Annotated in this window: 27 protein-coding genes; 11 read left to right on the forward strand and 16 right to left on the reverse strand. The window is 64.4% G+C overall.

Features of this window, described 5'->3' with window-relative positions:
• Positions 1–298 precede the first annotated feature (298 nt).
• Positions 299–1,051 (forward strand): sulfite exporter TauE/SafE family protein, encoded by a 753-nt coding sequence (locus tag CK221_RS27050; RefSeq protein ID WP_095779936.1) that lies wholly within the window; start codon positions 299–301, stop codon positions 1,049–1,051.
• On the opposite strand, the gene trmD is transcribed toward CK221_RS27050, so the two are convergent.
• Positions 1,033–1,734: a tRNA (guanosine(37)-N1)-methyltransferase TrmD gene (trmD, locus tag CK221_RS27055; protein WP_095779937.1), complete on the reverse strand. Its 702-nt coding sequence runs from the start codon at positions 1,732–1,734 to the stop codon at positions 1,033–1,035. The two genes, CK221_RS27050 and trmD, sit on opposite strands and share 19 nt — an antisense overlap.
• Positions 1,731–2,327, reverse strand: a complete 597-nt coding sequence (rimM, locus tag CK221_RS27060; protein WP_095779976.1) for a ribosome maturation factor RimM — start codon at positions 2,325–2,327, stop codon at positions 1,731–1,733. The genes trmD and rimM overlap by 4 nt, the downstream gene beginning before the upstream one ends.
• Positions 2,328–2,425: 98 nt before the next feature.
• Here rimM and CK221_RS27065 point away from each other — a divergent pair, with 98 nt between their 5' ends.
• Positions 2,426–3,364: a tyrosine recombinase XerC gene (locus CK221_RS27065; RefSeq protein WP_095779938.1), complete on the forward strand. Its 939-nt coding sequence runs from the start codon at positions 2,426–2,428 to the stop codon at positions 3,362–3,364.
• A gap of 185 nt (positions 3,365–3,549) precedes the next feature.
• Here CK221_RS27065 and CK221_RS27070 read toward each other — a convergent pair whose 3' ends face one another.
• The gene (locus CK221_RS27070) at positions 3,550–4,155 is read right to left on the reverse strand and encodes a DUF1236 domain-containing protein (RefSeq protein ID WP_095779939.1); all 606 of its coding nucleotides are present in this window, start codon (positions 4,153–4,155) and stop codon (positions 3,550–3,552) included.
• Between the two features lie 64 nt (positions 4,156–4,219).
• Positions 4,220–5,314: a putative zinc-binding metallopeptidase gene (locus tag CK221_RS27075; RefSeq protein ID WP_095779940.1), complete on the reverse strand. Its 1,095-nt coding sequence runs from the start codon at positions 5,312–5,314 to the stop codon at positions 4,220–4,222.
• Between the two features lie 467 nt (positions 5,315–5,781).
• On the opposite strand from CK221_RS27075, the gene CK221_RS27085 reads away from it, so the two are divergent.
• Positions 5,782–6,579: a lytic transglycosylase domain-containing protein gene (locus tag CK221_RS27085; RefSeq protein WP_066991813.1), complete on the forward strand. Its 798-nt coding sequence runs from the start codon at positions 5,782–5,784 to the stop codon at positions 6,577–6,579.
• 113 nt (positions 6,580–6,692) lie between these two features.
• On the opposite strand, the gene CK221_RS30460 is transcribed toward CK221_RS27085, so the two are convergent.
• Both CK221_RS30460 and CK221_RS27095 read right to left on the reverse strand, forming a co-directional pair.
• The gene (locus CK221_RS30460; RefSeq protein ID WP_179295211.1) at positions 6,693–7,280 is read right to left on the reverse strand and encodes a hypothetical protein; all 588 of its coding nucleotides are present in this window, start codon (positions 7,278–7,280) and stop codon (positions 6,693–6,695) included.
• 164 nt (positions 7,281–7,444) lie between these two features.
• Positions 7,445–8,668 (reverse strand): argininosuccinate synthase, encoded by a 1,224-nt coding sequence (locus CK221_RS27095; RefSeq protein WP_095779941.1) that lies wholly within the window; start codon positions 8,666–8,668, stop codon positions 7,445–7,447.
• 180 nt (positions 8,669–8,848) lie between these two features.
• Between CK221_RS27095 and CK221_RS27100 the strand changes: the two genes are divergently transcribed.
• Positions 8,849–9,490, forward strand: a complete 642-nt coding sequence (locus tag CK221_RS27100) for a LysE family translocator (RefSeq protein ID WP_095779942.1) — start codon at positions 8,849–8,851, stop codon at positions 9,488–9,490.
• A 14-nt stretch (positions 9,491–9,504) separates the two neighbouring features.
• On the opposite strand, the gene CK221_RS27105 is transcribed toward CK221_RS27100, so the two are convergent.
• Positions 9,505–9,972: a hypothetical protein gene (locus tag CK221_RS27105; RefSeq protein ID WP_095779943.1), complete on the reverse strand. Its 468-nt coding sequence runs from the start codon at positions 9,970–9,972 to the stop codon at positions 9,505–9,507.
• Positions 9,969–11,204: a 23S rRNA (adenine(2503)-C(2))-methyltransferase RlmN gene (gene rlmN, locus CK221_RS27110; RefSeq protein WP_095779944.1), complete on the reverse strand. Its 1,236-nt coding sequence runs from the start codon at positions 11,202–11,204 to the stop codon at positions 9,969–9,971. Before rlmN ends, CK221_RS27105 begins: the two co-directional genes overlap by 4 nt.
• Positions 11,205–11,429: 225 nt before the next feature.
• Between rlmN and CK221_RS27115 the strand changes: the two genes are divergently transcribed.
• Both CK221_RS27115 and CK221_RS27120 read left to right on the forward strand, forming a co-directional pair.
• Entirely contained in the window at positions 11,430–11,729 is a 300-nt protein-coding gene (locus CK221_RS27115) for a hypothetical protein (RefSeq protein WP_095779945.1), read from the forward strand.
• Positions 11,730–11,910: 181 nt separating this feature from the next.
• On the forward strand, positions 11,911–13,257 hold the full coding sequence (locus CK221_RS27120; protein ID WP_095779946.1) for a chloride channel protein: 1,347 nt from the start codon (positions 11,911–11,913) through the stop codon (positions 13,255–13,257).
• A gap of 98 nt (positions 13,258–13,355) precedes the next feature.
• On the opposite strand, the gene CK221_RS27125 is transcribed toward CK221_RS27120, so the two are convergent.
• From CK221_RS27125 to CK221_RS27135, 3 genes are all read right to left on the reverse strand, one after another.
• Complete coding sequence (locus CK221_RS27125) at positions 13,356–13,862, reverse strand: invasion associated locus B family protein (protein WP_066991787.1); 507 nt, start codon at positions 13,860–13,862, stop codon at positions 13,356–13,358.
• Positions 13,863–14,126: 264 nt separating this feature from the next.
• Positions 14,127–14,489, reverse strand: a complete 363-nt coding sequence (locus tag CK221_RS27130; RefSeq protein WP_066991933.1) for a YkvA family protein — start codon at positions 14,487–14,489, stop codon at positions 14,127–14,129.
• Between the two features lie 129 nt (positions 14,490–14,618).
• Positions 14,619–14,912: a 4a-hydroxytetrahydrobiopterin dehydratase gene (locus CK221_RS27135; protein ID WP_066991930.1), complete on the reverse strand. Its 294-nt coding sequence runs from the start codon at positions 14,910–14,912 to the stop codon at positions 14,619–14,621.
• Between the two features lie 49 nt (positions 14,913–14,961).
• Here CK221_RS27135 and CK221_RS27140 point away from each other — a divergent pair, with 49 nt between their 5' ends.
• Complete coding sequence (locus CK221_RS27140; protein ID WP_095779947.1) at positions 14,962–15,480, forward strand: low molecular weight protein-tyrosine-phosphatase; 519 nt, start codon at positions 14,962–14,964, stop codon at positions 15,478–15,480.
• Here the strand turns inward: CK221_RS27140 and thpR are convergent.
• Both thpR and CK221_RS27150 read right to left on the reverse strand, forming a co-directional pair.
• Positions 15,384–15,980, reverse strand: a complete 597-nt coding sequence (gene thpR, locus CK221_RS27145; protein ID WP_095779948.1) for an RNA 2',3'-cyclic phosphodiesterase — start codon at positions 15,978–15,980, stop codon at positions 15,384–15,386. The genes CK221_RS27140 and thpR overlap by 97 nt on opposite strands.
• A 121-nt stretch (positions 15,981–16,101) precedes the next feature.
• On the reverse strand, positions 16,102–16,743 hold the full coding sequence (locus CK221_RS27150) for an arylesterase (protein WP_067323694.1): 642 nt from the start codon (positions 16,741–16,743) through the stop codon (positions 16,102–16,104).
• 84 nt (positions 16,744–16,827) lie between these two features.
• Between CK221_RS27150 and CK221_RS27155 the strand changes: the two genes are divergently transcribed.
• From CK221_RS27155 to CK221_RS27170, 4 genes are all read left to right on the forward strand, one after another.
• Entirely contained in the window at positions 16,828–17,526 is a 699-nt protein-coding gene (locus CK221_RS27155) for an ABC transporter ATP-binding protein (protein ID WP_095779949.1), read from the forward strand.
• Positions 17,526–20,066, forward strand: a complete 2,541-nt coding sequence (locus CK221_RS27160; RefSeq protein ID WP_095779950.1) for an ABC transporter permease — start codon at positions 17,526–17,528, stop codon at positions 20,064–20,066. Before CK221_RS27155 ends, CK221_RS27160 begins: the two co-directional genes overlap by 1 nt.
• Before the next feature lie 243 nt (positions 20,067–20,309).
• Complete coding sequence (locus CK221_RS27165) at positions 20,310–21,050, forward strand: Bax inhibitor-1/YccA family protein (RefSeq protein WP_067323688.1); 741 nt, start codon at positions 20,310–20,312, stop codon at positions 21,048–21,050.
• A gap of 113 nt (positions 21,051–21,163) precedes the next feature.
• Entirely contained in the window at positions 21,164–21,739 is a 576-nt protein-coding gene (locus CK221_RS27170) for a GNAT family N-acetyltransferase (protein WP_095779951.1), read from the forward strand.
• Here CK221_RS27170 and CK221_RS27175 read toward each other — a convergent pair.
• The 3 genes from CK221_RS27175 to CK221_RS27185 all read right to left on the reverse strand — a co-directional run bounded on the left by CK221_RS27175 (position 21,736) and on the right by CK221_RS27185 (position 23,997).
• Positions 21,736–22,122 carry a DUF2794 domain-containing protein gene (locus tag CK221_RS27175; RefSeq protein ID WP_095779977.1) on the reverse strand — a complete coding sequence of 129 codons (387 nt, stop codon included), beginning with the start codon at positions 22,120–22,122 and terminating at the stop codon, positions 21,736–21,738. The two genes, CK221_RS27170 and CK221_RS27175, sit on opposite strands and share 4 nt — an antisense overlap.
• A 440-nt stretch (positions 22,123–22,562) precedes the next feature.
• Positions 22,563–23,144: a GNAT family protein gene (locus CK221_RS27180; RefSeq protein WP_095779952.1), complete on the reverse strand. Its 582-nt coding sequence runs from the start codon at positions 23,142–23,144 to the stop codon at positions 22,563–22,565.
• Positions 23,145–23,208: 64 nt separating this feature from the next.
• The gene (locus CK221_RS27185) at positions 23,209–23,997 is read right to left on the reverse strand and encodes a thioredoxin family protein (protein ID WP_095779953.1); all 789 of its coding nucleotides are present in this window, start codon (positions 23,995–23,997) and stop codon (positions 23,209–23,211) included.
• Positions 23,998–24,166 lie beyond the last annotated feature (169 nt).

Genomic DNA, 24,166 nt, shown 5'->3' on the forward strand with positions numbered 1-24,166 from the left:
TCCGACAGCCAGAGCGTCCTCGACTTGCCTTGCAGTTCCAACGACCGCTCGGCTATGTCCTTTGCCCAGACATCAAATCGGGGGCATCGGACAGGGACGGCTACACCGCCATTTGTTGACGGGTCCGGAAGATCGTTCTTCCGGTTCGGGCGGCGACATACAGCTATTTCGGCGCTTTGTCACGCCTTTGACGCCTAATTTTTGAAAACTATGGCCTCATCATATTGCCGCCGTGCCGGGTTGCGCGCGCCATGCAAGCTTTCTAAGTCGGAGAAAGCTATTTCCCAGGCCTCCCTCGATGACATTCTTCGATGCCGTCCTGCTCCTCTTCGCGGGCTTTGTCTCGGGCGCGGTGAACGCCGTCGCCGGCGGCGGCACTTTCGTCACCTTCGGTGCCATGACGCTGGTCGGCCTGCCGCCGATCGTCGCCAACGCAACGTCCTCGGTGACACAGTTTCCGGGCTACATCACCTCGACGCTCGCCTATCTCGACGACATCAGGCATTTCTGGCGCCAGGCGCTTGTGCTCTGCGTGATATCAGGCTTTGGCGCGCTGGCCGGTTCGCTCATTCTGCTGGCGCTCTCCAACACGTCCTTCCGAGCGCTTGTGCCCTGGCTGCTGATCGCCGCGACCGCCCTGTTCGCGGCCGGTCCGTGGCTGAAGCCGGCGGCCGGACCGGACCACCAGGCCTCGGTCGGCTCGCTCGCGGGGTCGCTGGCGCAGTTCCTGACTTCGGTCTATGGCGGCTTCTTCGGCGCCGGCATGGGCGTGATGATGCTTGCCACCCTCGGCCTGACGCAGGCCGGCGACTACCACAAGCTCAATGCGTTGAAGAACATGCTGGCGGTGGTCATCGCGGCAATCGCCATCCTGGTTTTCGTTTCGGGCGGCATCGTCGCCTGGCCGCAGGCGATCGTCATGATCCCCGGCGGGGCGCTGGGCGGCTATGCCGGGGTGTGGATCGCCAGGCGCGTGCCGCAAGGCGTCGTGCGCGGCTTCGTCGTCGGCGTCGGCCTGTTTCTGGCCTTTTATTACTTCACCAAGGGCTGAGCACCCGCCAGCAGATCGGGCCGGCGCTCCCTCGTCAGCTTCTCCGCCTCGGCGCGACGCCACTCGGCGATCTTCTTGTGATTGCCGGAGGTCAGCACTTCGGGGATTTGCCTGCCCTCGAATTCCTGCGGCCGCGTGTAATGCGGGTGCTCGAGCAGGCCGTTCTCAAAGCTTTCTTCCTCGCCCGAGACGGCGTTGCCCATCACCCCCGGCAGCAGCCGCACCACCGCATCGAGCAGCACAAGTGCCGCCGGCTCGCCGCCCGACAGGATGAAATCGCCGATCGAGACTTCCTCCAGACCGCACGCCTCGATCAGCCGCTGGTCGACGCCCTCGAACCGGCCGCACAGGATGACGGCACCCGGCCCGGCGGCGAGCTCGCGCACCCGGGCCTGCGTCAGCGGTTTTCCACGCGGGCTCATCAGCAACCTTGGACGTTCATCGCCCTGCGGCGAAACGTGGTCGATCGCCCTGGCCAGCACGTCGGCGCGCATCACCATGCCGGCGCCGCCGCCGGCCGGCGTATCGTCGACGGTGCGATGCCGGTCAGTGGCGAAATCGCGGATCTGGATCGCTTCCAGCGACCAGGTGCCGGCTTCCAGCGCCCGGCCGGCGAGCGAAAGCCCAAGCGCACCCGGAAACATCTCCGGATAGAGCGTCAGCACCGAGGCGGCAAAGCTCACCGGTTGCCCCCCGCGTCCTTCGGTCCGCGCGGCCGGCCCTTCGGGTCGAAACCGGGCCGCCCGGCGGCTTCGCTATCCTCGTCCTCGACCAGCCCAGCCGCCAGGGGATCGACCTGAACGAAGCCGTCGGCGATCGACACATGCGGCACCGCGGCTTGCGTGAACGGGATCAGCACGCCCTTGCGGCCGGCGAGCGTGACGTCGAGTATGTCGCCGCCGCCGAAATTGTGCACGGCGACAATCCTGCCGATGACGCCGGTATCGTCCCTGACCTCCAGGCCGACGAGGTCGGCATGGTAGAACTCGTCCTCCTCGCCGTCGTTCGGCAGCACCGAACGGTCGACGAACAGTTCGGTGCCGGCAAGCGCCTCGGCGGTGTTGCGGTCGCCGACACCCTTGAAGCGCACCACCACGACCGTGCCGGCCGGCCGGATGTCGAGGATCTGGAAGGCTCGGCCATCCTTGGCATACAGCGGCCCGTAGTCGGCCAGCGCCAGCGGATCGCCGGTGAAGGTTTTCACCCGCAACTCGCCCTTGATGCCGTGCGCGGCGCCGATCACGGCCATCTGTACAGGGTTCTCGAGCTTCGACATCGGCATCACTTCCTTTGCCCTGCTCTAACCCTCTGAAGCCGCCATTTCAATGATCGGCTCTTCACCGCTTCCTAACCTGACTGCCCGAAAATGCCGGCATGCAGAAATTCCTCATCCCGGCAAAACCCGACCTCCAGGCGGCGCGCGAGAGCTGGCTCAAGATGCTGGCGCGCGAGCGCCGGCTGTCGCCCGAAACGGTCGAAGCCTATGAGCGCGACACGCGCCAGTTCCTGCATTTCCTGACCGGGCATTGCGGCGGCCCGCCAGGCATCTCCGATATCGCCGACCTGCGGCCGGCCGACCTGCGCGGCTTCCTCGCCGCGCGCCGCAACGGCGGCGCCGGCGCCCGCACGCTCGGCCGCGGCCTGGCCGGCATCCGTTCGCTGCTGCGCTTTCTCGAAAAGCGCGGCTTCGTCAACGCGGCGGGCGCGGCCGCCCTGCGCGCGCCGCGCCAGCCGAAATCGCTACCGAAACCACTGACGGCGAGCGATGCCAAGCAGGTCGTGACTGTCGAGGGCCAACTGGCGGAGGAACCCTGGATCGCCGCCCGCAACGCCGCCGTGCTGACGCTGCTCTACGGCTCCGGCCTGCGCATCTCGGAAGCGCTGGGCTTAGCCGGGGCCGATCTCGCCACCGAGGCTGACACGGTCCTGCGCATCACCGGCAAGGGCGGCAAGACAAGGCTGGTGCCGGTGCTGCCGGTGGCGCTCAGGGCGGTCGCCGAATACCGGCGGCTGTGTCCCTTCCACATCGATCCGAAAGAGCTGCTGTTCCGCGGCGCTCGCGGCGGCCCGCTCAATCCGGCCATCGTCCAGCGCGAGATGGCGAAGCTGCGCTCGGCCCTCAACCTGCCGGAAACCGCGACGCCGCATGCCTTGCGCCATTCCTTCGCCACGCATCTGCTCGGCCGTGGCGGCGACCTGCGCACCATCCAGGAACTGCTCGGCCATGCCAGCCTGTCGACCACCCAGGTCTATACCGGCGTCGATACGGCAAGGCTGCTCGACATCTACGACCGGGCGCATCCAAGGGCGTGAAGCGTTTGGCGAAGCCGCCCCGCTTCCTCGTGCCAAGGCGGAGCAACGAGCGGAGTGAACCCTGAAATCGTGCTGCAGGTCGAAACCGGCGGCTGTCGAGCAGCTGCAGGTAGCCTGACCCAACCTTGACATTCTTCGAAAGTCGGCCGCCCGTTTCCCGACGGCCGCCTCTCGAATACCCTAGGTCAGCGCATCACATAGACGATGCGCCGCGTGCCCGGATCGACCAGCGCCGGCTGGTTGTTCACATAGACATAGCGGTAGTTGTAATCCGGGATCTCGCGCAGCTCGACCGTGTCGGGCAGCACCGCGCCGGTCACCACTTCGCCCTCGAGATAGACCGGTTCGACCCGGTGCGTGGTGACATAGGTGCCGACCTCGGCCGGCGGCCTGGCGATCGGCTCGATGGCGTCGTCGCCGGAAACGATGGCGCCCGTGTAGGTGTCAGTGGTGTAGATATCATCGGTCGGCGGAGCCACGACGGCAATGCCGGCATCGGCCGGCCGGCGCGTCACCACAACACGGCTGCCGCCGAATTCGGCAGTCACATAGTCGGAATAAACCCAACCTTTGCCGCCGGCTTCGGCGATGGTGCACCATTTGCTGCCTTCGATGCAGCCTCTGAGCGTCGCCGACTGGCCGGCAGCCAGCACGCCGATAACGGGATACTGCGGCCCGGGGCCGGCGCGGACATTCAGATCCGTCACTGCCGAGACGGGCGTGTCGGCAAGCGCCGCGCCCGACGTGGCAAGCAGCGCACCGGCAAGTGCCGGAAACAATAGACTTTTCATGATTTCTCTCCGTTCTCAACGCTCCCTCGGGCTCGAAAACGAACCAAAACCTTATGCGTTCCGGCTAAAGTGCCGTCGCCTGCTCACGAATTGTTCCATTTGTTGTGGGCAACTCGGTCAAAAGCTGGTGAACGAAGGCCAGTTTTTGCGCCGTCATCTCCGAAATGACGAAGGGATAAAGGTCGGGCAGACCCATGCAGCGGTTGATCGAATTGGAGGCCTCCGACAGCACCAGCCAGCGGGCGAGGATCCTTTCGAACGGTTCCGGCGTCGGATCGGGTTCGGCGGGCTCCCGCAGCGGATGTCCCCCTGTATCGCCGGGCGGCAGGTCATTGGCTTCCACTGTCTCCAGCCGGCCGAGGGGAAAATTCAGCGCATGCACCATCTCCAGCGTGTCGGTGATATGCAGGTGGTGCGCCCAGGTCTCGGCCCAGTCTTCCCAGGGGTGGGACGCCGCATAGGCCGAGATGTGGCGCTGCTCCCAGTCCGGCGGCGCGCCGTTGGCGTAGTGGGCCTTCAGCGCTTGCTCGTAGTCGACCCGCTCGTCGCCGAACAGAGCGCGAAAGCCCGAAAGTCGCTCGGGATCGTCGCGGATCAGCCGATCCCAGTAATAGTGGCCGAGCTCGTGGCGGAAGTGGCCGAGCAAGGTGCGGTAGTTCTCGCCCATCTCGACGCGCCGCCGCTCGCGCTCGGCGGAATCGGCCTCGGCGACGTTGAGGGTAATCCTGCCGTTGTCGTGGCCGGTCAGGATGCGCTCGCCGCCTGGTCCGCCGCCGATCGGATCGGCGAGGAAGTCGAAAGCGAGCCCGGCCTCGTCCTGCGGTCCGGCCTTGGGCGCGACCGGCAGGCCGAAGGCGAGCAGCGAATAGACGGCGCGTTTCTTGGCCGCCTCGACGCGGATCCAGCGCCGGCGGTTGCCCTCCACCGAAAGGTCGGGGATCAATTGGTTGAGCGCGCAAGCGCGGCAGAAAATCCTGCCCGGCTCGGCCCGCCAGTTGCAGGCGCACTCGTCGGCATTTCCGCATGGAACGGCGTCGCCGCCGGAAAGCACGAAACACGCCCGCCCCGGATCGTAAAGCACCAGGCTTGAACAGTTCAGGCATTGCGCGTTCTCGAAATAGAGACGGTGGCCGCAATGAGGGCAGTCGAACAGCTTCATCGGTCATCGAACCGCGGGAAAAGGTCACCGGAGTTGGGCATCGCCCAAACGCCCGTCGCCGGCCCTCGTTCCGTTTCTATTTCGTCGCGAGCAGGGCGACGCCCCGCCTGGCCACGCTTTCGCCTGACAATGTCGCGCCGCAACAAAGCCTGGGTGAGCGGTCCGGCGACATGCTCGCCGGCGCAGAAGATCTTCTCCGCTACCGCCTGCATCAGTGTGGCGCGCGCTTCGGAACAGCCGGGATGGGCAGCCGCATAGGCGAGCCTGCGCCAATGATCACAATATCGACGTCTTCCCTCAAGACACGCCACAATAAATCCTTGCGCCATAATTTATGCTTGATCGTGCGCAAATTCCCCGGCATTCGCCAGCTTCAAGCGCCGCGCAGCCCGCGCGGGCGGTGACAACCGGGCGCTTCACTGGCAGATTTGCAGCCGGGACGTGATTCAGGCAACCAGGAGAACGATATGGCATTTTTTGCCAAGGGAAGGATTTTCATGGCCGCCGTTGTGGCGGCTTTCGGGCTGGCGACAGGGGCGCAGGCCGCGGCCAGCTGCGGCAAGAACGGCGCCGGCTTCGACGCTTGGAAACAGCAATTTGCCGCGGAAGCACAAGCCGAGGGCGTGGGCCAGAGGGGTCTGTCCGCGTTGGCCGGCGCGACTTACGCGACAAGGACGATCGCTGCCGACCGCGCGATCCACAAGGCTTTCAGCGGCTCGGTGGAAGCGTTCATGCAGCGTCGTGGTGGGGCCGCGATCATTTCCAAGGGCCGTGCGTTGAAGAAGCAGAACGCGGCGATGTTCGACAGGATCGAACAGACTTACGGCGTGCCGCCGGGCGTCCTGCTTGCAATCTGGGGCATGGAGACTGGCTTCGGCGCGTCGATGGGCAACCAGAACACGGTCTCCGCCATTCTGACGCTGGCCTATGATTGCCGCCGCCCGGACTATTTCACCCCGCATGCCATCGCCGCCCTGAAGCTGGTCGATCGCGGCGCGCTGACCGCCTCCTCGGTCGGCGCCATGCATGGCGAGATCGGCCATACGCAGTTCCTGCCCGGAAATGTTCTGAAGTATGGCGTCGGCAACGGAAATCTGCGCGACAGGAACACGGCGCTGGCTTCCACCGCCAACTTCCTCAAAGCCCATGGCTGGCAGGCCGGCGCGGGATATGAGGCGAATATGGGCGCCATCGCCGGCTGGAATTCGGCAAGCGTCTACCAGCAGGCCATCGCCCGCATCGCCGAGGCGATCGACGCCAACTGATGCAACATCTCCATTCCGACGAGAAGCCCGGCCTGCGCCGGGCTTTTTGTTACGGAGCAAGGATCAAAACCCAACCACCCGGAACGACCAGGTTCGATCTCATCACCTAACTCTCAATCATTCGCGTAACCGCTCAATGGACATTTCCGGGAAACGGGAATCTGGAAGGTACCGGTAGTGCCGTTGCAGGTACGGAATTTGGGGTTCCGCGGCGCTGGAGTAGCCGCCTTTGGCCTGTCCTCGATCACCGTCGGGACTCCGGCAGCTTGCGAGTAGCTGCCGCCTAAGGGGCATTTCTCGGAAGCGGCAACCTCGAAGGAGCCGGTGATAACATTTGAGCAGGTACGGAATTTAGAGTTCCGCGGCGCCGGTGTGGCCGCAGCAGCCGCCTTTGACTTGCCCTTGATGACCAACCAGATTTCGGTCGGTTGGTCGAGTTGCAGCCTGTTTATGTCGGAGTAGCTGATGCGGCCGCTGCGTATCCCCTCGGCTATGCGCTGGCAGAACAAGGCCGGCATGCGCTCCTGCGAGACGCCCATGAAGGAGGCGATTTCGTGCTTGAACGTGATGCTCCATAAATGGACAGCGGAGATGCACCCGTCCAAATTAGCCGCAGACGCCTGCTTCGTGGCTGCTTGCGAGGACCCGCACGTCATCAAGGTCAACGCCGTCGCGACCAGAAGAGAAACACTACTTTTCACTGTTAAAACCCCCGCATCCCGCTAGCGAACTTAATTGGAGCGGCGGAAAGGTCAAACGATAATTTCTCTGAAGTGGTCTGAACTTTCTAAGATTAGATACACGAAATAAAACCCGGCGTCTCCGCCGGGTTTCCCGCTTATCTCAACTTTCCGACGTTCGGATATCAGCCTTCGCGGTTCCTTGCCGCCAGCGTCCGCAACCGCAGCGCATTGAGACGGATGAAGCCGGCGGCGTCCTTCTGATCATAGGCGCCGCGATCGTCCTCGAAGGTGACCAGCGCGTCGGAATAGAGCGTCTTCTTCGACTTGCGGCCGGTGACGATGACATTGCCCTTGTAGAGCTTCAGCCGCACCGTGCCTTCGACGTCTTCCTGGCTCTTGTCGATCATCGCCTGCAGCATCACGCGCTCGGGCGAGAACCAGAAGCCGTTGTAGATGAGCTCGGCGTAGCGCGGCATGAACTCGTCCTTGAGGTGCGCGGCACCGCGGTCGAGCGTGATCGATTCGATCGCCCGATGGGCGGCGAGCAGGATGGTGCCGCCGGGGGTCTCGTAGACGCCGCGCGACTTCATGCCGACGAAGCGGTTTTCGACAAGGTCGAGACGGCCGATGCCGTTGTCGCGGCCGAGGTCGTTGAGCGCCGCCAGCATGGTCGCCGGCGACAGCTTCTTGCCGTTGAGCGCGACCGGATCGCCCTTCAGGAATTCGATCTCGATCTCGGTGACGACGTCCGGCGCGTCCATCGGCGAGACGGTGCGCTGGTGGACGAATTCCGGCGGCTCGCTCCACGGATCCTCGAGCACCTTGCCTTCCGAGGAGGAATGCAAAAGGTTGGCGTCGACCGAGAAAGGCGCATCGCCGCGCTTGTCCTTCGGCACCGGGATCTGATGCTGCTCGGCGAAGTTGATGAGATCGGTGCGCGACTTGAACGACCAGTCGCGCCAGGGCGCGATGACCTTGATGTCGGGGTTCAGCGCGTAAGCCGAAAGTTCGAAGCGGACCTGGTCGTTGCCCTTGCCGGTGGCGCCATGCGCGATGGCGTCGGCACCGGTTTCTTTGGCGATCTCGACCAGGTGCTTGGAGATCAGCGGCCGGGCGATCGAAGTCCCGAGCAGATATGTACCTTCATAGACGGCGTTGGCGCGGAACATCGGGAAGACGAAGTCCGAAACGAATTCCTCGCGCACGTCGACGATGCGGATGTCCTTGATGCCCATCATCTCGGCCTTGCGGCGCGCCGGCTCCAGCTCGCCGCCCTGGCCGAGATCGGCGGTGAAAGTGACGACTTCGGCGCCGAGCTCGGTCTGCAGCCATTTCAGGATGATGGAGGTGTCGAGGCCGCCGGAATAGGCGAGCACGACTTTCTTGACGTCTTTGGTCTTGGACATTTTGGCGGTTCCGCGGGAGATGGGCTTTGCGGGCGAGGTATCACGGCCCTTCCGGGCGGCGCAAGAGACGAACAGATGCCTGCCGGTGGCACAGGCTGGGCCAGATGTTTGCCTGAACAGACGCTGGCGACGCAAAAATCGCCGCGTTATAGAGCTGCGCGATCCACTCCGAGGCGACCCATGTCCTTCATTCCCGACACTTCGACGCTCATCCAGTTCGCCATCGCCACGGTCATCCTGGCGATCACGCCGGGACCGGACATGACGCTGTTCGTGTCGCGTACGCTGAGCCAGGGCCGCGCCACCGGCTTCGCCTCGATGGCAGGCGCGCTATGCGGCACGTTGGTCCACACCACGCTGGTGGTGGTCGGCGTCTCGGCGCTGATCGTGGCCTCTCCCATGGCTTTCTTTGCGCTGAAGATTTTCGGCGCCGGCTATCTGGTGTTTTTAGCCTGGCAGGCGGTGGCCAAAGGCTCGGCCTTTTCGCCGGAGAAGAAGACGGGACCGCAAATCTCGCTGTTCCGCAGCTGGGCGGCCGGGCTCGGGGTCAATCTCCTCAACCCGAAGATCATCCTGTTCTTCATGACGTTCCTGCCGCAATTCGTCTCCGCGCATGACCCGTACGCGCCCGGCAAGCTGTTCTTCCTCGGCGTCACGTTCATCGTGCTGTCGATTCCGGTGACGGCGCCGATGGTGCTCGCGGCGGAGAAATTCGCGGCGGCGATGAAGGCGAGCCCGCGCGTCACGCGCGTGGTCGACTATCTGTTCGGCGGCGTGTTCTCGGCCTTCGCGCTCAAGATCCTGACGGCACAGGCGAAGTAGAGCCCGCGCCGAGCTCAGGGCTCCAGATCGGGCAGCGCCTCGCGGCGCCAACTGCCGGCCCAGCGGCCGGCGGAGAGCCAGTAGATGATGCCGCCGACCATGCCGCTGCCGATCAGCGCGAGCCTGACATTGTTGTCGGCGACATCGAAATCGCCGTCGCCGATGTTATGCGCGAAGCCGAGGAAGACGACGGCGATCACGGCGCCGCCCAGCGCATAGAACAGCCAGTCGCGGCGGCCGAGCACTTCGGCGATCAGGATGACGATCGCCGCCGGCATGAAGCCGAAATAGGCGACGAACAGTGCCAGGAAAGGCACCGAAAAATAGAGCGCGGGCGCGATCGTCGGATTTCCGGGCTCCGGCGCATAGCCGAAATAGCCGAGGAACAGCAGGTTGAGAAAGGCGCTCGCCGCCAGCGAGGCGATTACATAGCCGATCAGGATGGCGGCGAAGCGGACGAGATAGGCGATGATACGCCTCACGCCTCGCCGTGCCCCGCGATCATCATCGCTTCAAGCGCCAGCCGGTCGATCTTGCGCATGCGTTCCGATTCCGACTTGAGCTGGCCGCAGGCGGCGAGGATGTCGCGGCCACGCGGCGTGCGGATCGGTGAGGCATAGCCGGCATTGTTGACGTAATCGGCGAACTTCTCGATCGTCTCCCAGTCCGAGCACTGATAGTTGGTGCCGGGCCACGGGTTGAACGGGATCAAGTTGATCTTGGCCGGAATGCCCCTGAGCAGCTTGACCAGCGCCTTGGCGTCCTCGAGGGAATCGTTGACGTCCTTGAGCATCACATATTCAAAGGTGATGCGGCGGGCGTTGGAGAGACCCGGATAGGCGCGGCAGGCAGCGATCAGCTCCTTCAACGGATACTTCTTGTTGATCGGCACCAGCAGGTCGCGCAGGTCGTCATTGGTGGCATGCAGCGAGATCGCCAGCATGACGCCGATCTCCTCGCCGGTGCGGGCAATCTCCGGCACGACGCCCGAGGTCGACAGCGTGATGCGTCTTTTCGACAGGGAAAGTCCGTCGCCGTCGGAAGCGATCAGCAGCGCCTTCTTCACCGCCTCGAAATTGTAGAGCGGCTCGCCCATGCCCATCATGACGATGTTGGATACCTTGCGGCCCTCGGCCGGCACGATGGCGCCGTCCGGCGTGTCGCGGTCGGGGAAGTCCCCGAGCCGGTCGCGCGCGGTAAGCAGCTGCGCCAGGATTTCGTCCGTCGTCAGGTTGCGCACCAGCTTCTGCGTGCCGGTGTGGCAGAAGGAGCAGGTCAGCGTGCAGCCGACCTGCGAGGAGATGCAGAGCGTGCCGCGGCCTTCCTCCGGAATATAAACGGTCTCGATCTCGACCGGACGGCCGGCGCCGCGCGGCGGAAAGCGAAACAGCCATTTGCGCGTGCCGTCCGAAGAGATCTGCTCCTCGACGATCTCGGGCCGCGCGACGGTGAAATGCTTGTCGAGCTCGGCGCGCAGATCCTTGGAGATGTTGAACATATGGGCGAAGTCGGAGACCCCGCGCACATACATCCAGTGCCAGAGCTGCTGGGCGCGCATCTTCGCCTGGCGCTCCGGCACGATGCCGGCGTCAACCAGAGCGGCGCCAAGCTCGGCGCGCGTCAGGCCGATCAGCGACGGCTTTTCGGCCGGCGTGGCGCGGGCGCGCAAGGCGTCGCGGGCGCCTTCGGCGGTCAGATCGAATGAAAGGGTCATGGTTGCGCCAATATAAGCGGTTTGCGGCCGATTTCAGCATCGTGCCTGAAATGAAACGCGCGCATAGCACAGCTTGCGACCGGAGTCATGTCGGCGGCACAGGCGGCCGGTGTCGCTATTCCCGCCCCGGCTGAGATCACATATTCGTGTTGACGTAACAGCTCGAAGCGCACCCGCGAACCTGAAAGGGGCGACCATGCCCTTGCAGAAATGGGAGTACGCGGAATGCATTCGATCAAGCTTGTTGCCATCGCCGGTCTCGCAAGCCTTTTTGCCTCGCAGGCGTTCGCCGAGGATACGATGGGCACGATGACCATGATGAAGGGTGGGCAAGTGACGGCGATCATGCCCGACGGCCATATGGGCACCATGATGCCTGACGCCAAGATGAGCGCCGAAATGATGAAGATGGCGAAGCCGATCAAGCATTGTATGATGATAATCACCGACGCCAAAGGCAAAGCCTACATGATCGATACGTCGAGCAAGAAGGCCCAGGCCGAATGTGAAAAGATGGCGATGTGAGAATGGTGGGACTCGCCAGCCCTGCTGCCCGCCGGCGCAGGCCGGCGGGATATCCAAACCGCGGTCCTGCCCTGGCTCCTCGATCTCCGATTTTCGTCGCTCGCCTCGACCTGACCTGACCTCGCAGGCTTGATCCTCCCTCTCAATGTGCTAGGGGCGGGTCATCACCCAGAGGACAGGCATGGCCGGCATATCGCGTAGATACCCGATGCTGCGGCGCTCGCAGGCTATGTGGGCGTCGCGCCGCGTCTGGCAGCCGCGCCTTGTGTTCTGGGCCGGCGCCATCTCGATCGGGTTGATCAGCGTGCTGTTCGCCATGCTGGCCGACCGGGCGCAGGCGCTGTTCCACGTCGTCACCGGCGGCGATAGCGGCAGCTGGCGCTTTTATCTGCCGCTGGTCATGACGCCCGCCGGCTTCGTGATTTGCGCCTGGCTTGCCCATTCCTTCTTTCCGGGATCGCAAGGCAGCGGCATTCCGCAGGCGATCGCCGCCCGTCACCTGCGCGATGACGAGGATCGCGGCCACCTTCTTTCGCTGCGCCTGGCAGCGGGCAAGGTTGCGCTTACCGTCATCGGTCTCGCCTGCGGCGGATCGATCGGCCGCGAGGGCCCGACGGTGCAGGTTGGCGCCTCGCTCATGCTTCAGGCGGCGCGCTGGGGCGGCATGGCGCAGGCGCGCGGCCTGATCCTGGCCGGCTCGGCTGCCGGCGTCGCCGCCGCCTTCAACACGCCGCTCGCCGGCATCGTCTTCGCCATCGAGGAGATGGGTCGCGCCTATGAGTCGCGCACCAACGGGCTGGTGCTGACGGCGGTGATCCTCGCCGGCCTCGCCTCGCTCGGCCTGCTCGGCAACTACACCTATTTCGGCGTCGCCACGGGCACGGTGGCCTTCGCCACCGACTGGCCGCTGGTGATTGCCTGCGGCGTCATCGGCGGCGGCTTCGGCGCGCTGTTTTCGCTGTTGGCGCTGAGGATCACGCGGCGCGTCCGACGCTGGAATGGCCTGCAGCCATTGTGGCGCGCGCTGCTCGTGGCAGGCATCTGCGGCCTGGCGGTTGCCGCGATCGGTCTCGTCTCGGGCGGCCTTACCTTCGGAACCGGCTACGCTCAGGCCCGCGGCGCCGTTGAAGGCGCGCCGCTACCCGCATTCTTCTTCCTGGAAAAATTCGCGGCCGGCGTGCTGTCGATGGTGTCGGGCATTCCGGGCGGCATCTTCGCGCCGTCGCTGGCGGTGGGCGCCGGTCTCGGCAGCACGCTTGGCCTGGCGTTCGGCGCCGGGACAGGCCTCGCCGCGCTGCTCGGCATGGCCGGCTATTTCGCCGGCGTCGTGCAGGCGCCGATGACGGCCTTCGTCATCATCCTCGAAATGACCGGCAACCACGACAACGTCATCGCGCTGATGTGCGCGGCGATGCTCGGCTACGGCACGGCGCGGCTGATTTCCAACGAGCCGCTCTATCACGCGCTGTCGCGCGTGTTCATCGCCGAGGCGATTAGGCGGCGCAGGGCCGTCGAGCAGCAAGGCTGAATGGCGAGCTTGGCGCTGTCGCCTTAGTCGCTTGTCCCTGGCCGCATTTGCGGAACACGGACTTCGATATTGCTATCCTCCGCCAAGGGAGCCTCAGCCTATTTGCACTTGGCGATCGAGGCCAGCGCGGCCGAGATGCCCTTCAGCGAAAAGACGTAGGAAGTCGGGTTGCCGCGGCCGGACTTCGCCTGCACCTTCATGTCGGTGCCCGTCTTCATGGCGGCGATCAGCACCGGCTCTTCAGCGGCGTTCTCGACCCAGGCCGACTTGCCGCGGGTGAACATCGAGAAGGACTTCTTGTCGATGGTGACGGTGGCCTTGGAGCCTTCCTGGAAGTTGTAGCCGGCGATGAACTGCGGCTCATAGGACACCTGCTGCCCGGGCCGCTGGCTGACGAAGAAGAACATGTCGCCATGGTCGAGCTTCGGCGGCTGCTTGTCGGTCGGCACCGTCAGCACATAACAGACCTTGCCGCCTGCCGACTGATAGCTGTAGGTGCCCCAGGCGTTGTGCTGGCCGATCTTGGTCGCCTGCTGCGCCAGCGCCGGCGCCGCGAAGGCGGCCGCCAGGACCAGGCTGGAAACTGTAGCAATCAATCCGCGCATCGTTCTTCCCGTATTCCGAAATGGTGCGGAGGCGGGCCGCATGGCGTCCTGCCGTCGCTTCATTTTGATTTAATCAGGGTTACCAAACGGTGAATTTTTCCCAACAAAAGGAACTCACCCCAGGAAACCGCCGCCATTCGCGCCGCCGCTTCCACGCGGCGGTCGCGTGTCCCGGCGCGAACTTGGAGGGCACGAAAGCGGCAAGAGTTTGTCTTTTCGCGCGGGCGGTTTCGCGGTTTCGTTGTGGCGAAAAGTCAGCCAGGATCAACCTTTGTCGGCGAGGGCGTCCCTGGCGGCCTGCCGGTGCGCCGGGGTGATATGGGCGCTGACGGCGGTGATCGCCGCGGTAAGCACGGCAAGGTCATCGGTGAACCCGAGACCGAGTACGAAGTCGGGGATGAAATCCACCGGCAGCACGAAATAGCCGAGCGCGGCAAGCAGGGTACCCTTGGTGCGCAGCGGCGTGTCCTTGTCCATGGCGCAATAGTAGGCGGCGACCACCTCCTCCATGAACGGTATCTGCCGGGCAGCCTTCTTGGCGGTGCGCCAGAACTTCTCGCGCACCTCGCCTTCGCCGGCGAGCCTGTCGCCGAAGCCAAAGAAATCGAAACGGGATTCCTGCGCCATCAATCTCTCCTCGGCCACGCGCCAGCTTGCGTTGCGGCCACCGCGGAAGATGTGGTGAAAGCGGCACCCCCCTGCAAGAGTCTCCACCGTTGCCGACCCGGAAAATCGGAACGGACTTATCGGCAGTCGTCAGCCGAAATAGCGGTTCATTCGCTTCGCCAGTTCGATGTCTAGCGCCGTGACGCCGCCGGCGTCATGCGTGTTCAGCGTGACGTCGACGGTCTTGTAGACGTTCGACCAGTCCGGGTGGTGGTCCATCTTCTCGGCGGCCAGCGCCACGCGGGTCATGAAGGCGAAGGCCTCGGAGAAGTTCTTGAAGCCGAAGCTGCGCTTGATGGAGGCGCCGTCGGCGGCCAGCGACCAGCCTTCGAGTTCCGCCAGCGCTGCAGTGATCGCTTCCTTGTTGAGTTTTTCCCTGGTCATGTCGGGTTCCCGTGCTATTCGGAGGTAATCCAACCATAGCGCCGGATCGATGAGCGCAAAGCCCATAAAATCCATTCTGTTCGTCTGCCTCGGCAACATCTGCCGCTCGCCCTTGGCCGAAGGCGTCTTCCGCGCCGTGTGGACCGAGCGCGGGGAAGGCCGGGACATCCTTCTCGATTCGGCCGCGACCAGCGGCTGGGAGGTCGGCTCCGCGCCCGATCCGCGTTCGATCGCGGTTGCCACAAGGCACGGCATCGACATTTCCGCGCAAAAGGCGCGCAGGATAGCGCTGGACGATTTTTCGCGCTTCGACCTGATTCTCGGCATGGACCGGACAAATGTGCGCGATCTGAAGGCGTTGGCGCCGCAGGCCGCGCGCCACCGCATCCATCTCTTCCTGGAGTTTGCCAGCGGAAATGCGCGCGATGTGCCGGACCCCTATTACGAAGACCAGCAGGCCTTCGTTTCGGTCTACCGCATGATCCGCGAGGCGTCGGAGGCGCTGGCGAAGCGGCTGGAAGCGAGCGGATCGGCGCCGACCAGCGGCCAGGCTTCCTCGACGATGTAGGGGCCGCCGCCGACCGAACCGCGCGACGACATCAAGACGAAGCGGCCGACCCGGAAGGGCAGCGTGGAAAAGTTGCCGCGCGCCGACAGATATTGCGCGACATCCGCCGGGCTCGAATTGCGCAGGCGCGCGAGCGTCACATGCGGCGAGAATTTGCGCGGATCGGCCGGCAGGCCGAGCCGCTGGCAGATGCGGTCGATCTCGCCCTGCAGTGCCACCAGGTCCGGCGAGGCGGACACGCCGGCCCATACGGCGTGCGGCTTCTTGCCGCCGAAAGCGCCCACGCCGGAGAGCGCCAGGGGGAAGGAGGGACGGTTGACGCGATCGAGCGCATTGGCGATGTCGTCGGCGATATGGCCCTCCACATCGCCGATGAAGCGCAGCGTCAGATGATAGTTTTCGACGTCGATCCAGCGGGCTCCGGGCAGGCCGCCCCGGAGCAGCGAGAGTGAAAGCGCGGCATCACGCGGAATTTCGAGGGCGGTGAAAAGACGTGGCATGGGAAGCCTCCTGTCCTCGAATCGAAACTCTCGCCCCTAGCGAATCATCGATAGCCATGCGGGGCAAGCGGTTTGTTGTCCACAAGCTTTCCCCTGGGGAAACCGTGGCGTTTTGGTCTCATCACGCGCCGCCCTTGGCGGCGATGGCCTTTTCCACGACCGGTAGAATGCCTTTGACCATGACGTCTATTCCCTTCGGGTTGGGATGAAGACCGTCCTCCAGCTGCATGGCCGGGTGGCCGGCGACCCCATCAAGAAAAAACGGATAGAGCGGAACGGCGTATTTCGCGGCAAGCTTCGGGTAGATGGCGTCGAAGGCCTTCTGGTACTCGGCGCCGAGATTGGGCGCTGCAAGCATGCCTGCCAGGAGCACCGGGATGTTCCGTTGCTTCAACTTGGCCAACATAGCGTCGAGATTTTTCTCGGCGATCTCGGGCGAGACGCCGCGCAGCATGTCGTTGGCGCCGAGCTCAAGGATGACGAGCCCGGTGCCGTCGGGCACCGACCAGTCGAGCCGCGCGAGGCCGCCGCTTGTGGTGTCGCCGGAAACCCCGGCATTGCCGACGGCGACGTCGAGGCCTTTTGCCTTCAAGGCCGCCTGCAATTTATCGGTGAAGCCCTCATCGGGACCAAGGCTGAACCCCGCCATCAGGCTGTCGCCGAAGCCGACGATCTTGAACGTATCGGCGCGCGCCGGCGAAATGGCACCGCAAACCACCAGGAGAAGAGTGAGGGCTGCGGCAGCTGAGTGTTTGAAAGCCATGCGGCGAGCCCCATATGACCGACACGATTCATGCAAAGGAGACATTTTTTGCCTCCTTCTTCCACCATATAGGGCGCATTCATTGTGACAGAAGCCGTCATCGCATTGAGGGATGTCTCGCTGACGCTCGGCGAGGGCGCTTCCTCCGTCCATGTGCTGAAGGGTGTCAGCCTCGATGTGGCCGCCGGCGAAGCCACCGGGATCGTCGGCCCGTCGGGATCCGGCAAGTCCACCTTGCTGATGGTTCTGGCCGGGCTGGAAAGGGTCGATTCGGGCACGGTTCGGATCGCTGGAGAATTGCTCAACGGCAGAAGCGAGGACCAGATTGCTTCATTTCGGGGGCGAAACATCGGCATTGTCTTCCAGTCCTTCCACCTTATTCCCAACATGACGGCGCTCGAGAATGTCGCGGTGCCGCTGGAGCTCGCCGGGCACAACGACCCGTTCGGGGTGGCCGCGCAGGAGCTCGCGGCGGTCGGCTTGAGCGACCGCGTGACGCACTATCCGGGAGAGCTTTCGGGCGGCGAGCAGCAGCGCGTGGCGATCGCCAGGGCCCTGGCGCCTTCGCCGCGCATCCTCATTGCCGACGAGCCGACCGGCAACCTCGACCAGGCGACGGGAAAGCAGATCGCCGACCTCCTCTTCGCCAAGGCGGCCGAGCGCGGCATGACGCTGGTGCTGGTCACGCATGACCCGGCGCTTGCGGGCCGCTGCTCGCGCCAGGTGTCGATGCGCTCGGGACGCATCGAGGACGCGCCAAGACAGGCTAGGGTGCCGGCCTGATGCGGACTTTGAAACTTGCCCTGCGCTTCTCGCTGCGCGAGATGCGCGGCGGCCTCTCCGGCTTCATGATCTTCCTCGCCTGCATCGCGCTTGGCGTCGCAGCGATCGGCGGCGTTAATTCGGTGGCGCAGGCGATTACTGCCGGCGTAGCCAACCAGGGCCAGACGCTGCTCGGCGGCGACTTGCGCTTCCAGATCAACCAGCGCAGCGCTTCGGACGCCGAGCTCGGCTTCATCAAGAGCCTCGGCACGGTCTCGCTGAATTCCAGCATGCGCTCGATGGCGCGGCTCGAGGACGGCTCCGACCAGGCGCTGGTCGAAGCCAAGGCGGTCGACGACGCCTATCCGCTTTACGGCACGCTGGAGACCGATCCGCAGCTGCCCAGGAATGAATTGTTCGGCGAAAGATCCGGCATCTTCGGCGCCGCCGCGCCCGCTCTCTTGTTCGATCGCCTCAATCTGCATATGGGCGACCGCTTGAAGCTTGGCGGCGCAACGTTCGAGCTGAGGGCCCGATTGGTCAGCGAACCCGACTCGATTTCCGACGGTTTCGGCTTCGCGCCGCGGCTGATGATTTCGGACGACGGGCTGGTCGCGTCAGGGCTGGTTCAGCCCGGCAGCCTGGTCGAGAACGCCTATAAGATCCGACTGCCCGATGGCGCGAGCGAGGCGCGGATCAAAGGCATTCAAGCCCAAGCGGCGAAAGACTTTCCGCAGGCCGGCTGGTCGATCCGCACGCGCAGCAACGCAGCCCCGGCGCTTTCCGCCAACATCCAGCGCTTCTCGCAGTTCCTGACGCTGGTCGGGCTGACGGCGCTTGTGGTCGGCGGCGTCGGCGTGGCGAATGCGGTCCGCGCCTATCTCGACGGCAAGCGCGGCGTCATCGCCACCTTCAAGAGCCTCGGCGCCTCCGGGGGCTTCGTCTTCGCCATCTATCTCGTGCAGATCCTTTTGATTGCCGGGCTCGGCATCGTGCTCGGCCTGATCCTGGGTGCGGCAATGCCGTTCGTGGCGAGCGCGCTCCTGCAGTCGGTCATTCCGGTGCCGGCGCAAGGCGGCTTTTATCCCGGCGCGCTTGCGATGGCGGCACTGTTCGGCCTTTTGGCGACGCTGGCCTTCGCGCTGCTGCCGCTCGGCCGCGCCCGCGACGTGCCGGCAACGGCGCTTTTTCGCGAGATGGGGTTCGAAAGCCGCGGCCTGCCGCGCCTGCCCTATGTCGGCGCCGCGCTGACGATCGTGCTCGCGCTGGCGGCGCTCGCCATCCTTTCCGCCGACGATCGGCGCATCGCCTCGATCTTCGTCGGCGCCACCGTCTTTGCCTTCCTGGTGCTGCGGCTGGTGGCGGCGCTGGTCCAATGGCTGGCCCGGCGAAGCCCGCGGCTGCGCTCGGTCTCTCTCAGGCTGGCGCTCGGCAATATCCACCGGCCCGGCGCGCTGACGCCATCGGTGGTGCTGTCGCTCGGGCTCGGCCTGACGCTGCTGGTGACGCTGGCGCTGATCGACGGGAATCTCAGGCGCCAGATCTCCGGCAGTCTGCCGGAGCGGGCGCCGAACTTCTTCTTCGTTGACATCCAGAGCAGCGATGTCGATGCCTTTGCCGGCCTGGTTGAAAAGGAAGCGCCGCAAGGGATGCTGGTCAAGGTGCCGATGCTGCGCGGCCGCATCATGGCGCTCAACGGCATCGCCGTCGACAAGGTGAAGGTCCCGGCCGACGGCGCCTGGGTGCTGCGCGGCGACCGCGGGCTGACCTATGACGCAAAGCAGCCGGAAAACGCTACGCTGACCGAAGGCAACTGGTGGCCGCAGCACTATTCCGGCGAGCCGCTGGTGTCGTTCTCGGCCGAGGAAGGCAAAGCGATCGGGCTGAAGCTCGGCGACACGGTCACGGTCAACGTGCTCGGCCGCAACGTGACGGCAAGAATAGCCAGCTTCCGCCAGGTCGAGTGGGAAACCATGGGTATCAATTTCGTCATGATCTTCTCGCCCAATACGTTCGCCGGCGCGCCGCATGGCTGGCTGGCGACGCTGACCGACAGAAAGGCCACCACGGCCGACGACGCGCGGCTGCTCAACGCTGTCACCCGCGCCTTTCCGGCAGTGACGACGGTGAGGGTCAAGGACGCGCTCGACATCGTCAACCGGCTGGTCGCGCAGCTGGGCACTGCGATCCGCGCCGCAGCCGGCGTGGCGCTGATCGCCTCCGTGCTGGTGCTCTCCGGTGCTTTGGCCGCCGGCAACCGGGCGCGCATCCACGACGCGGTGGTGCTGAAGACGCTCGGCGCGACAAGGAGGACGCTGATTGCGGCCTTCTCGCTGGAATATGTGCTGATCGGTCTTGCGACCGCGCTGTTCGCGCTTGCCGCGGGCGGCGTCGCGGCATGGTTCGTGGTGGCCCGCATCATGACGCTGCCGTCTCACTTCATGCCGGAAGTTGCGGTGGCGACGATCCTCGTCTCGCTCGCCGTCACCGTCGGCATCGGCCTTGCCGGCACCTGGCGGGTGCTTGGCCACAAGGCGGCGCCGGTGCTGCGCGAGCTTTGATCCGGCAGCGCCCTTCGGTGGCCTGTCTGCGTTAAATCTTGGTAAGAATGCCGGCGGGAAAGGCTGAAAATCGGGCTTTTGCCTTCTCACGAAGCGTTACCGCTCGTTACCGTCTTGTTCTTGAGGTCGAGAACGCTCATATTTCGCGCTAGGCATGCTGGAGTCCCGCCAGCGGCGCCTGGTCCAAGGAGGTCGCTCCAAGGACCTGTCACCGGACGGGGCAGAAGCAATAGAGGATTTCCAATGGCTGATCCCATTCGCAACTACCAGACGTCCGCCGCCTCCGGCGCGCGCGTCGATATCGATCAGGGCCTGCGGGCCTATATGATCAAAGTCTATAACCTGATGGGGCTTGGCCTGCTCATCACAGGCATTGCCGCCTGGGGCGCATTCCAGCTGGCCGTCACCGGCGACGGCCAGCTCACCGCCTTCGGCCAACTCATCTATGCTAGCGCGTTCCGCTGGGTCGTTATCCTGGCGCCTCTCGCTGCCGTGATGTTCCTGTCCTTCAGGATCCAATCGATGAGCGTGGCTGCAGCGCAGACCACGTTCTGGGTTTATGCCGGCCTTGTCGGCCTGTCGCTGTCGACGATCTTCCTCGTCTACACCGGCACCAGCATCACCCAGACCTTCTTCGCCACGGCCGCGGCCTTCGGCGGCCTGTCGCTCTACGGCTACACGACCAGGCGCGACCTGAGCGCGTTCGGCTCGTTCCTGATCATGGGCGTGATCGGGCTGCTGATCGCGATGGTCATCAACATCTTCCTGGCGTCGTCGGCGCTGGCCTTCGCCATTTCGGCGATCGGCGTGCTGGTGTTCGCGGGCCTCACCGCCTACGACACGCAGCGCATCAAGGAGATGTATTTCGAGGGTGACGTCGCGGATGTCGCCGGCCGCAAAGCGATCATGGGCGCGCTGCAGCTCTATCTCGACTTCATCAACCTGTTCATGTTCCTGCTGCAGTTCATGGGCGACCGCCGCTAAACGGTAGCCGTCCGGCTGGACCATAGACTTCGGAAAGGGCGGCCCAACGGCCGCCCTTTCCTTTTGTATGCTCCTCTGCTGTTATTGAAGCAACAGGACGAACTGCACAAATTATGAGCAATCTCGCGATCAGAGCCGCTACTGCCGCCGAACTCGACCGAATCACCGAAATCTATGCGGACGCGGTCACGCACGGCACCGCGAGCTACGAACTGGAGCCGCCCAGCCGCGCCGAAATGGGCAATCGATTCGACAGCTTGGCACGAGGCGGCTTTCCCTATCTTGTGGCTGAAAGGGACGGCGTCGTGCTCGGCTACGCCTATGTCGGACCGTTCCGGCCCCGGCCCGCCTATCGCTTCACCGTCGAGGACTCGGTCTATGTGGCGCCCGAGGCCAAGGGCCAGGGCATCGGCCTCCTGCTGATGCTGGCGCTCATCGAGGCGGTGCGCCTGGCCGGCTTTCGCCAGATCATCGCGGTGATCGGCGACGGCCATGCCGACAGCGCCTCGGTGCGGCTGCACGAGAGGCTCGGCTTTCGTCACTCCGGGCGCCTGGAAGGCTCGGGCTACAAGCATGGGCGCTGGCTGGACACCGTGTTCATGCAGCTGCCGCTCAACGGCGGCGCGGAACTGCCGCCGGATCCGGAGTCACTGCCGGAGCGAAGATTTCGCGGCAAAGCGGATAGTTAAGCTTCGACCAGCTTCAGCTTGGGATCGAATACGCCGAGCACGCGGCCGAGTTCCTGACCGCGCTTGAGGATGCGTCCGCCGGCGGCGATGACGGCGAAGGCGCCCTGTCGGCGCGCCAATTTCGGGTCCTTGACGATCTGGAACAGCGGCACTTCGCTGGCGCGGCGGAAGACCGAAAAGACAGCGCGATCGGAAAGATGGTCGATCGCATAGTCGCGCCATTCATTGGCCGCCACCATGCGCCCGTAAAGCCTTAGGATCTGGTCGAGCTCGCGCCGGTCGAAGCGCACCGGCTGGTCGAGGCGTGCGCTGCGCGCCTCATGCAGCGGGATCAGTATTCCGGATGCTTCCCCATCCTCCGTCCCGCTGCTGTGATCGGTCATGCCGCGATCCTTCGATTGAATCTTGCGCCGGCCAAGGTTCGCGCTTTCGCGGCCGAATTGCAAGGGCCGGCGAAGCAGGCTTGCGGTCCGCCGTTTCCGAAAGGTCCAGTCACGTTTGCAAAACGCGTGTTGGAATTGGTGATGCTCTGCCACATTGTCGCCACAAATTATCCGCGCTCATGCCCCAATGTCCGACGAGTTTAGCCGCGTTGCCTGAGACGGTTCGGTCCGGCACCGGCTCGTAAACCCCAAGCCCCCCGCCCACGGGTCAGCGTCGGATCGAACCAACCTCGGTTTTTCCTTGGAAAAATCAGGTGCGACGATCCCAAAACCTGAATAACCGGCGTCAGAAGCAAGCTGACGCCGGTTTTGCCATGCCTGTCCGCTCTGGCCCGCCGGCCCCTGTCTCGCGGCCAGGCGGGCGTCATCACAATGCACGATCAGGGAATGAGAGCTGGAACCGCTGCGCTGGATGAGCGACCAGTCCTAAGGAGCGCATACAGGATCTCATCGCGCCAGATGCCGCCGACACACAGATGATCGCGCAGTAGGCCTTCGCGCCCGAATCCGAGTTTCTCGACCAATTTGCGCGACGGGGTGTTGTTGGGATCGATGAACGCCTGCAGACGGTGCAGGCCGAGATCGTCGAAACAGAAGTCGAGCATCGCCGAGACAGCCTCGGTGGCCATGCCCCGGCTCTGATATGCGGGGTTGATGAAATAGCCGATGGCCGCACGCTTGTTGCGGATGTGGCCATCGTGATAGCTGACGAGGCCGAGGCAGCGGTCAGTCTCAATGTCGGCGACCGCCCAGTGCCGATGGTAGGACGGAGTGCAGGCGACATATCTGAGCACGGTGCGCTCGGTCTCGGTCCGCTTGGTGTGGACTGGTGCGTTCCAAAACCGCATCGCCTCCGGGTCGGCAAAGCATTCGTGCATCGCATCCGTGTCCTCAGCCCTGAACTGACGCAGGCGTAGCCGCGTCGTCAGGAGAATCGGGTGCGGCTCGGGTCGCTTTGCCATGGATGCTCTGCTTCGTGGGCCCCGGCCGGCTTTCGTCGGCGATCAGGTTTTGTCAGCGGAGCCGTCAGAGCCGGTCAGGCTTGCGGATGAGCGCGGCGCCGAGAATCGGTCCCGGGACGCCGTCCTTGCCGACGGACTGCAGCAGCACGGCACAGCCGCCCTTCTTCGCAATCTCCGTCATCGGCAGCTCGTAGCGCTGCGCCTTGCCGTTCCACATGCCAGCGATCTGGATGTCGGAAACGGCGTTCCAATAGGTCATGTTGCGGCCGCTGTTTTCGCCCTGGCCGATCTTCACCATCTGCGGCGGATCGAAATAGACGATCACCACATGGGCGTCGGTCGGCCCATTGCCGGCATCGCCGGCGTCAATCATGACCCGATCGCTGGTGCGGCTCACCTTGATGCCGACCCGCATGCCCTCGCCGGTCCTGTCCATGCGGGCCAGCGCGCCGTCTATCTCCTTGCGGTTGGCGCCGTTGACATGGCTGCGGCCGTTGATGACGGCTTGCGGGGTGTAGACCGAACGGCTGCCGAAGGCGCGCATATAGTCATACTGCCGCTCGGTGTTCTCTTTGTTGCTCAGCGTGTCCTGCCAGCCCAGGTAGTCCCAGTAATTGACGTGATAAGCGAGCGCGACGACATTTTCCTTCGCCGCCAGCTCGGCGAAGAATTCATCGGCCGGCGGACAGGAACTGCAGCCCTGGCTGGTGAACAACTCGACGACGCCCAAAGGCTTTTCAGTCTGCGGCTTGCCGGTCGCGACTTTCTCAAGCTCGGCTGCCACGGCCACGCGGCTCAACGCCGTGAGGACCAGCGCAACTGCCGTAAGCCGCAATGGTCCTCGCAATGCCATGACCGTTCCGATTCCCGCCGGTCACGCCGGCCTTGTTCTGGTTGCTAAAATATGTGGCAGAACGGACAGTCAACGGGAAGTCACGTTGCGGTGAAATTTTGTCGCCGACCGCAGGTAAGGCGGCGACAGGAGGGGCCACTGCATTCTTCGACCCGGTTCGATTTCGGGA

The organism is Mesorhizobium sp. WSM3868, assembly GCF_002294785.1.
Lineage (GTDB): Bacteria > Pseudomonadota > Alphaproteobacteria > Rhizobiales > Rhizobiaceae > Mesorhizobium.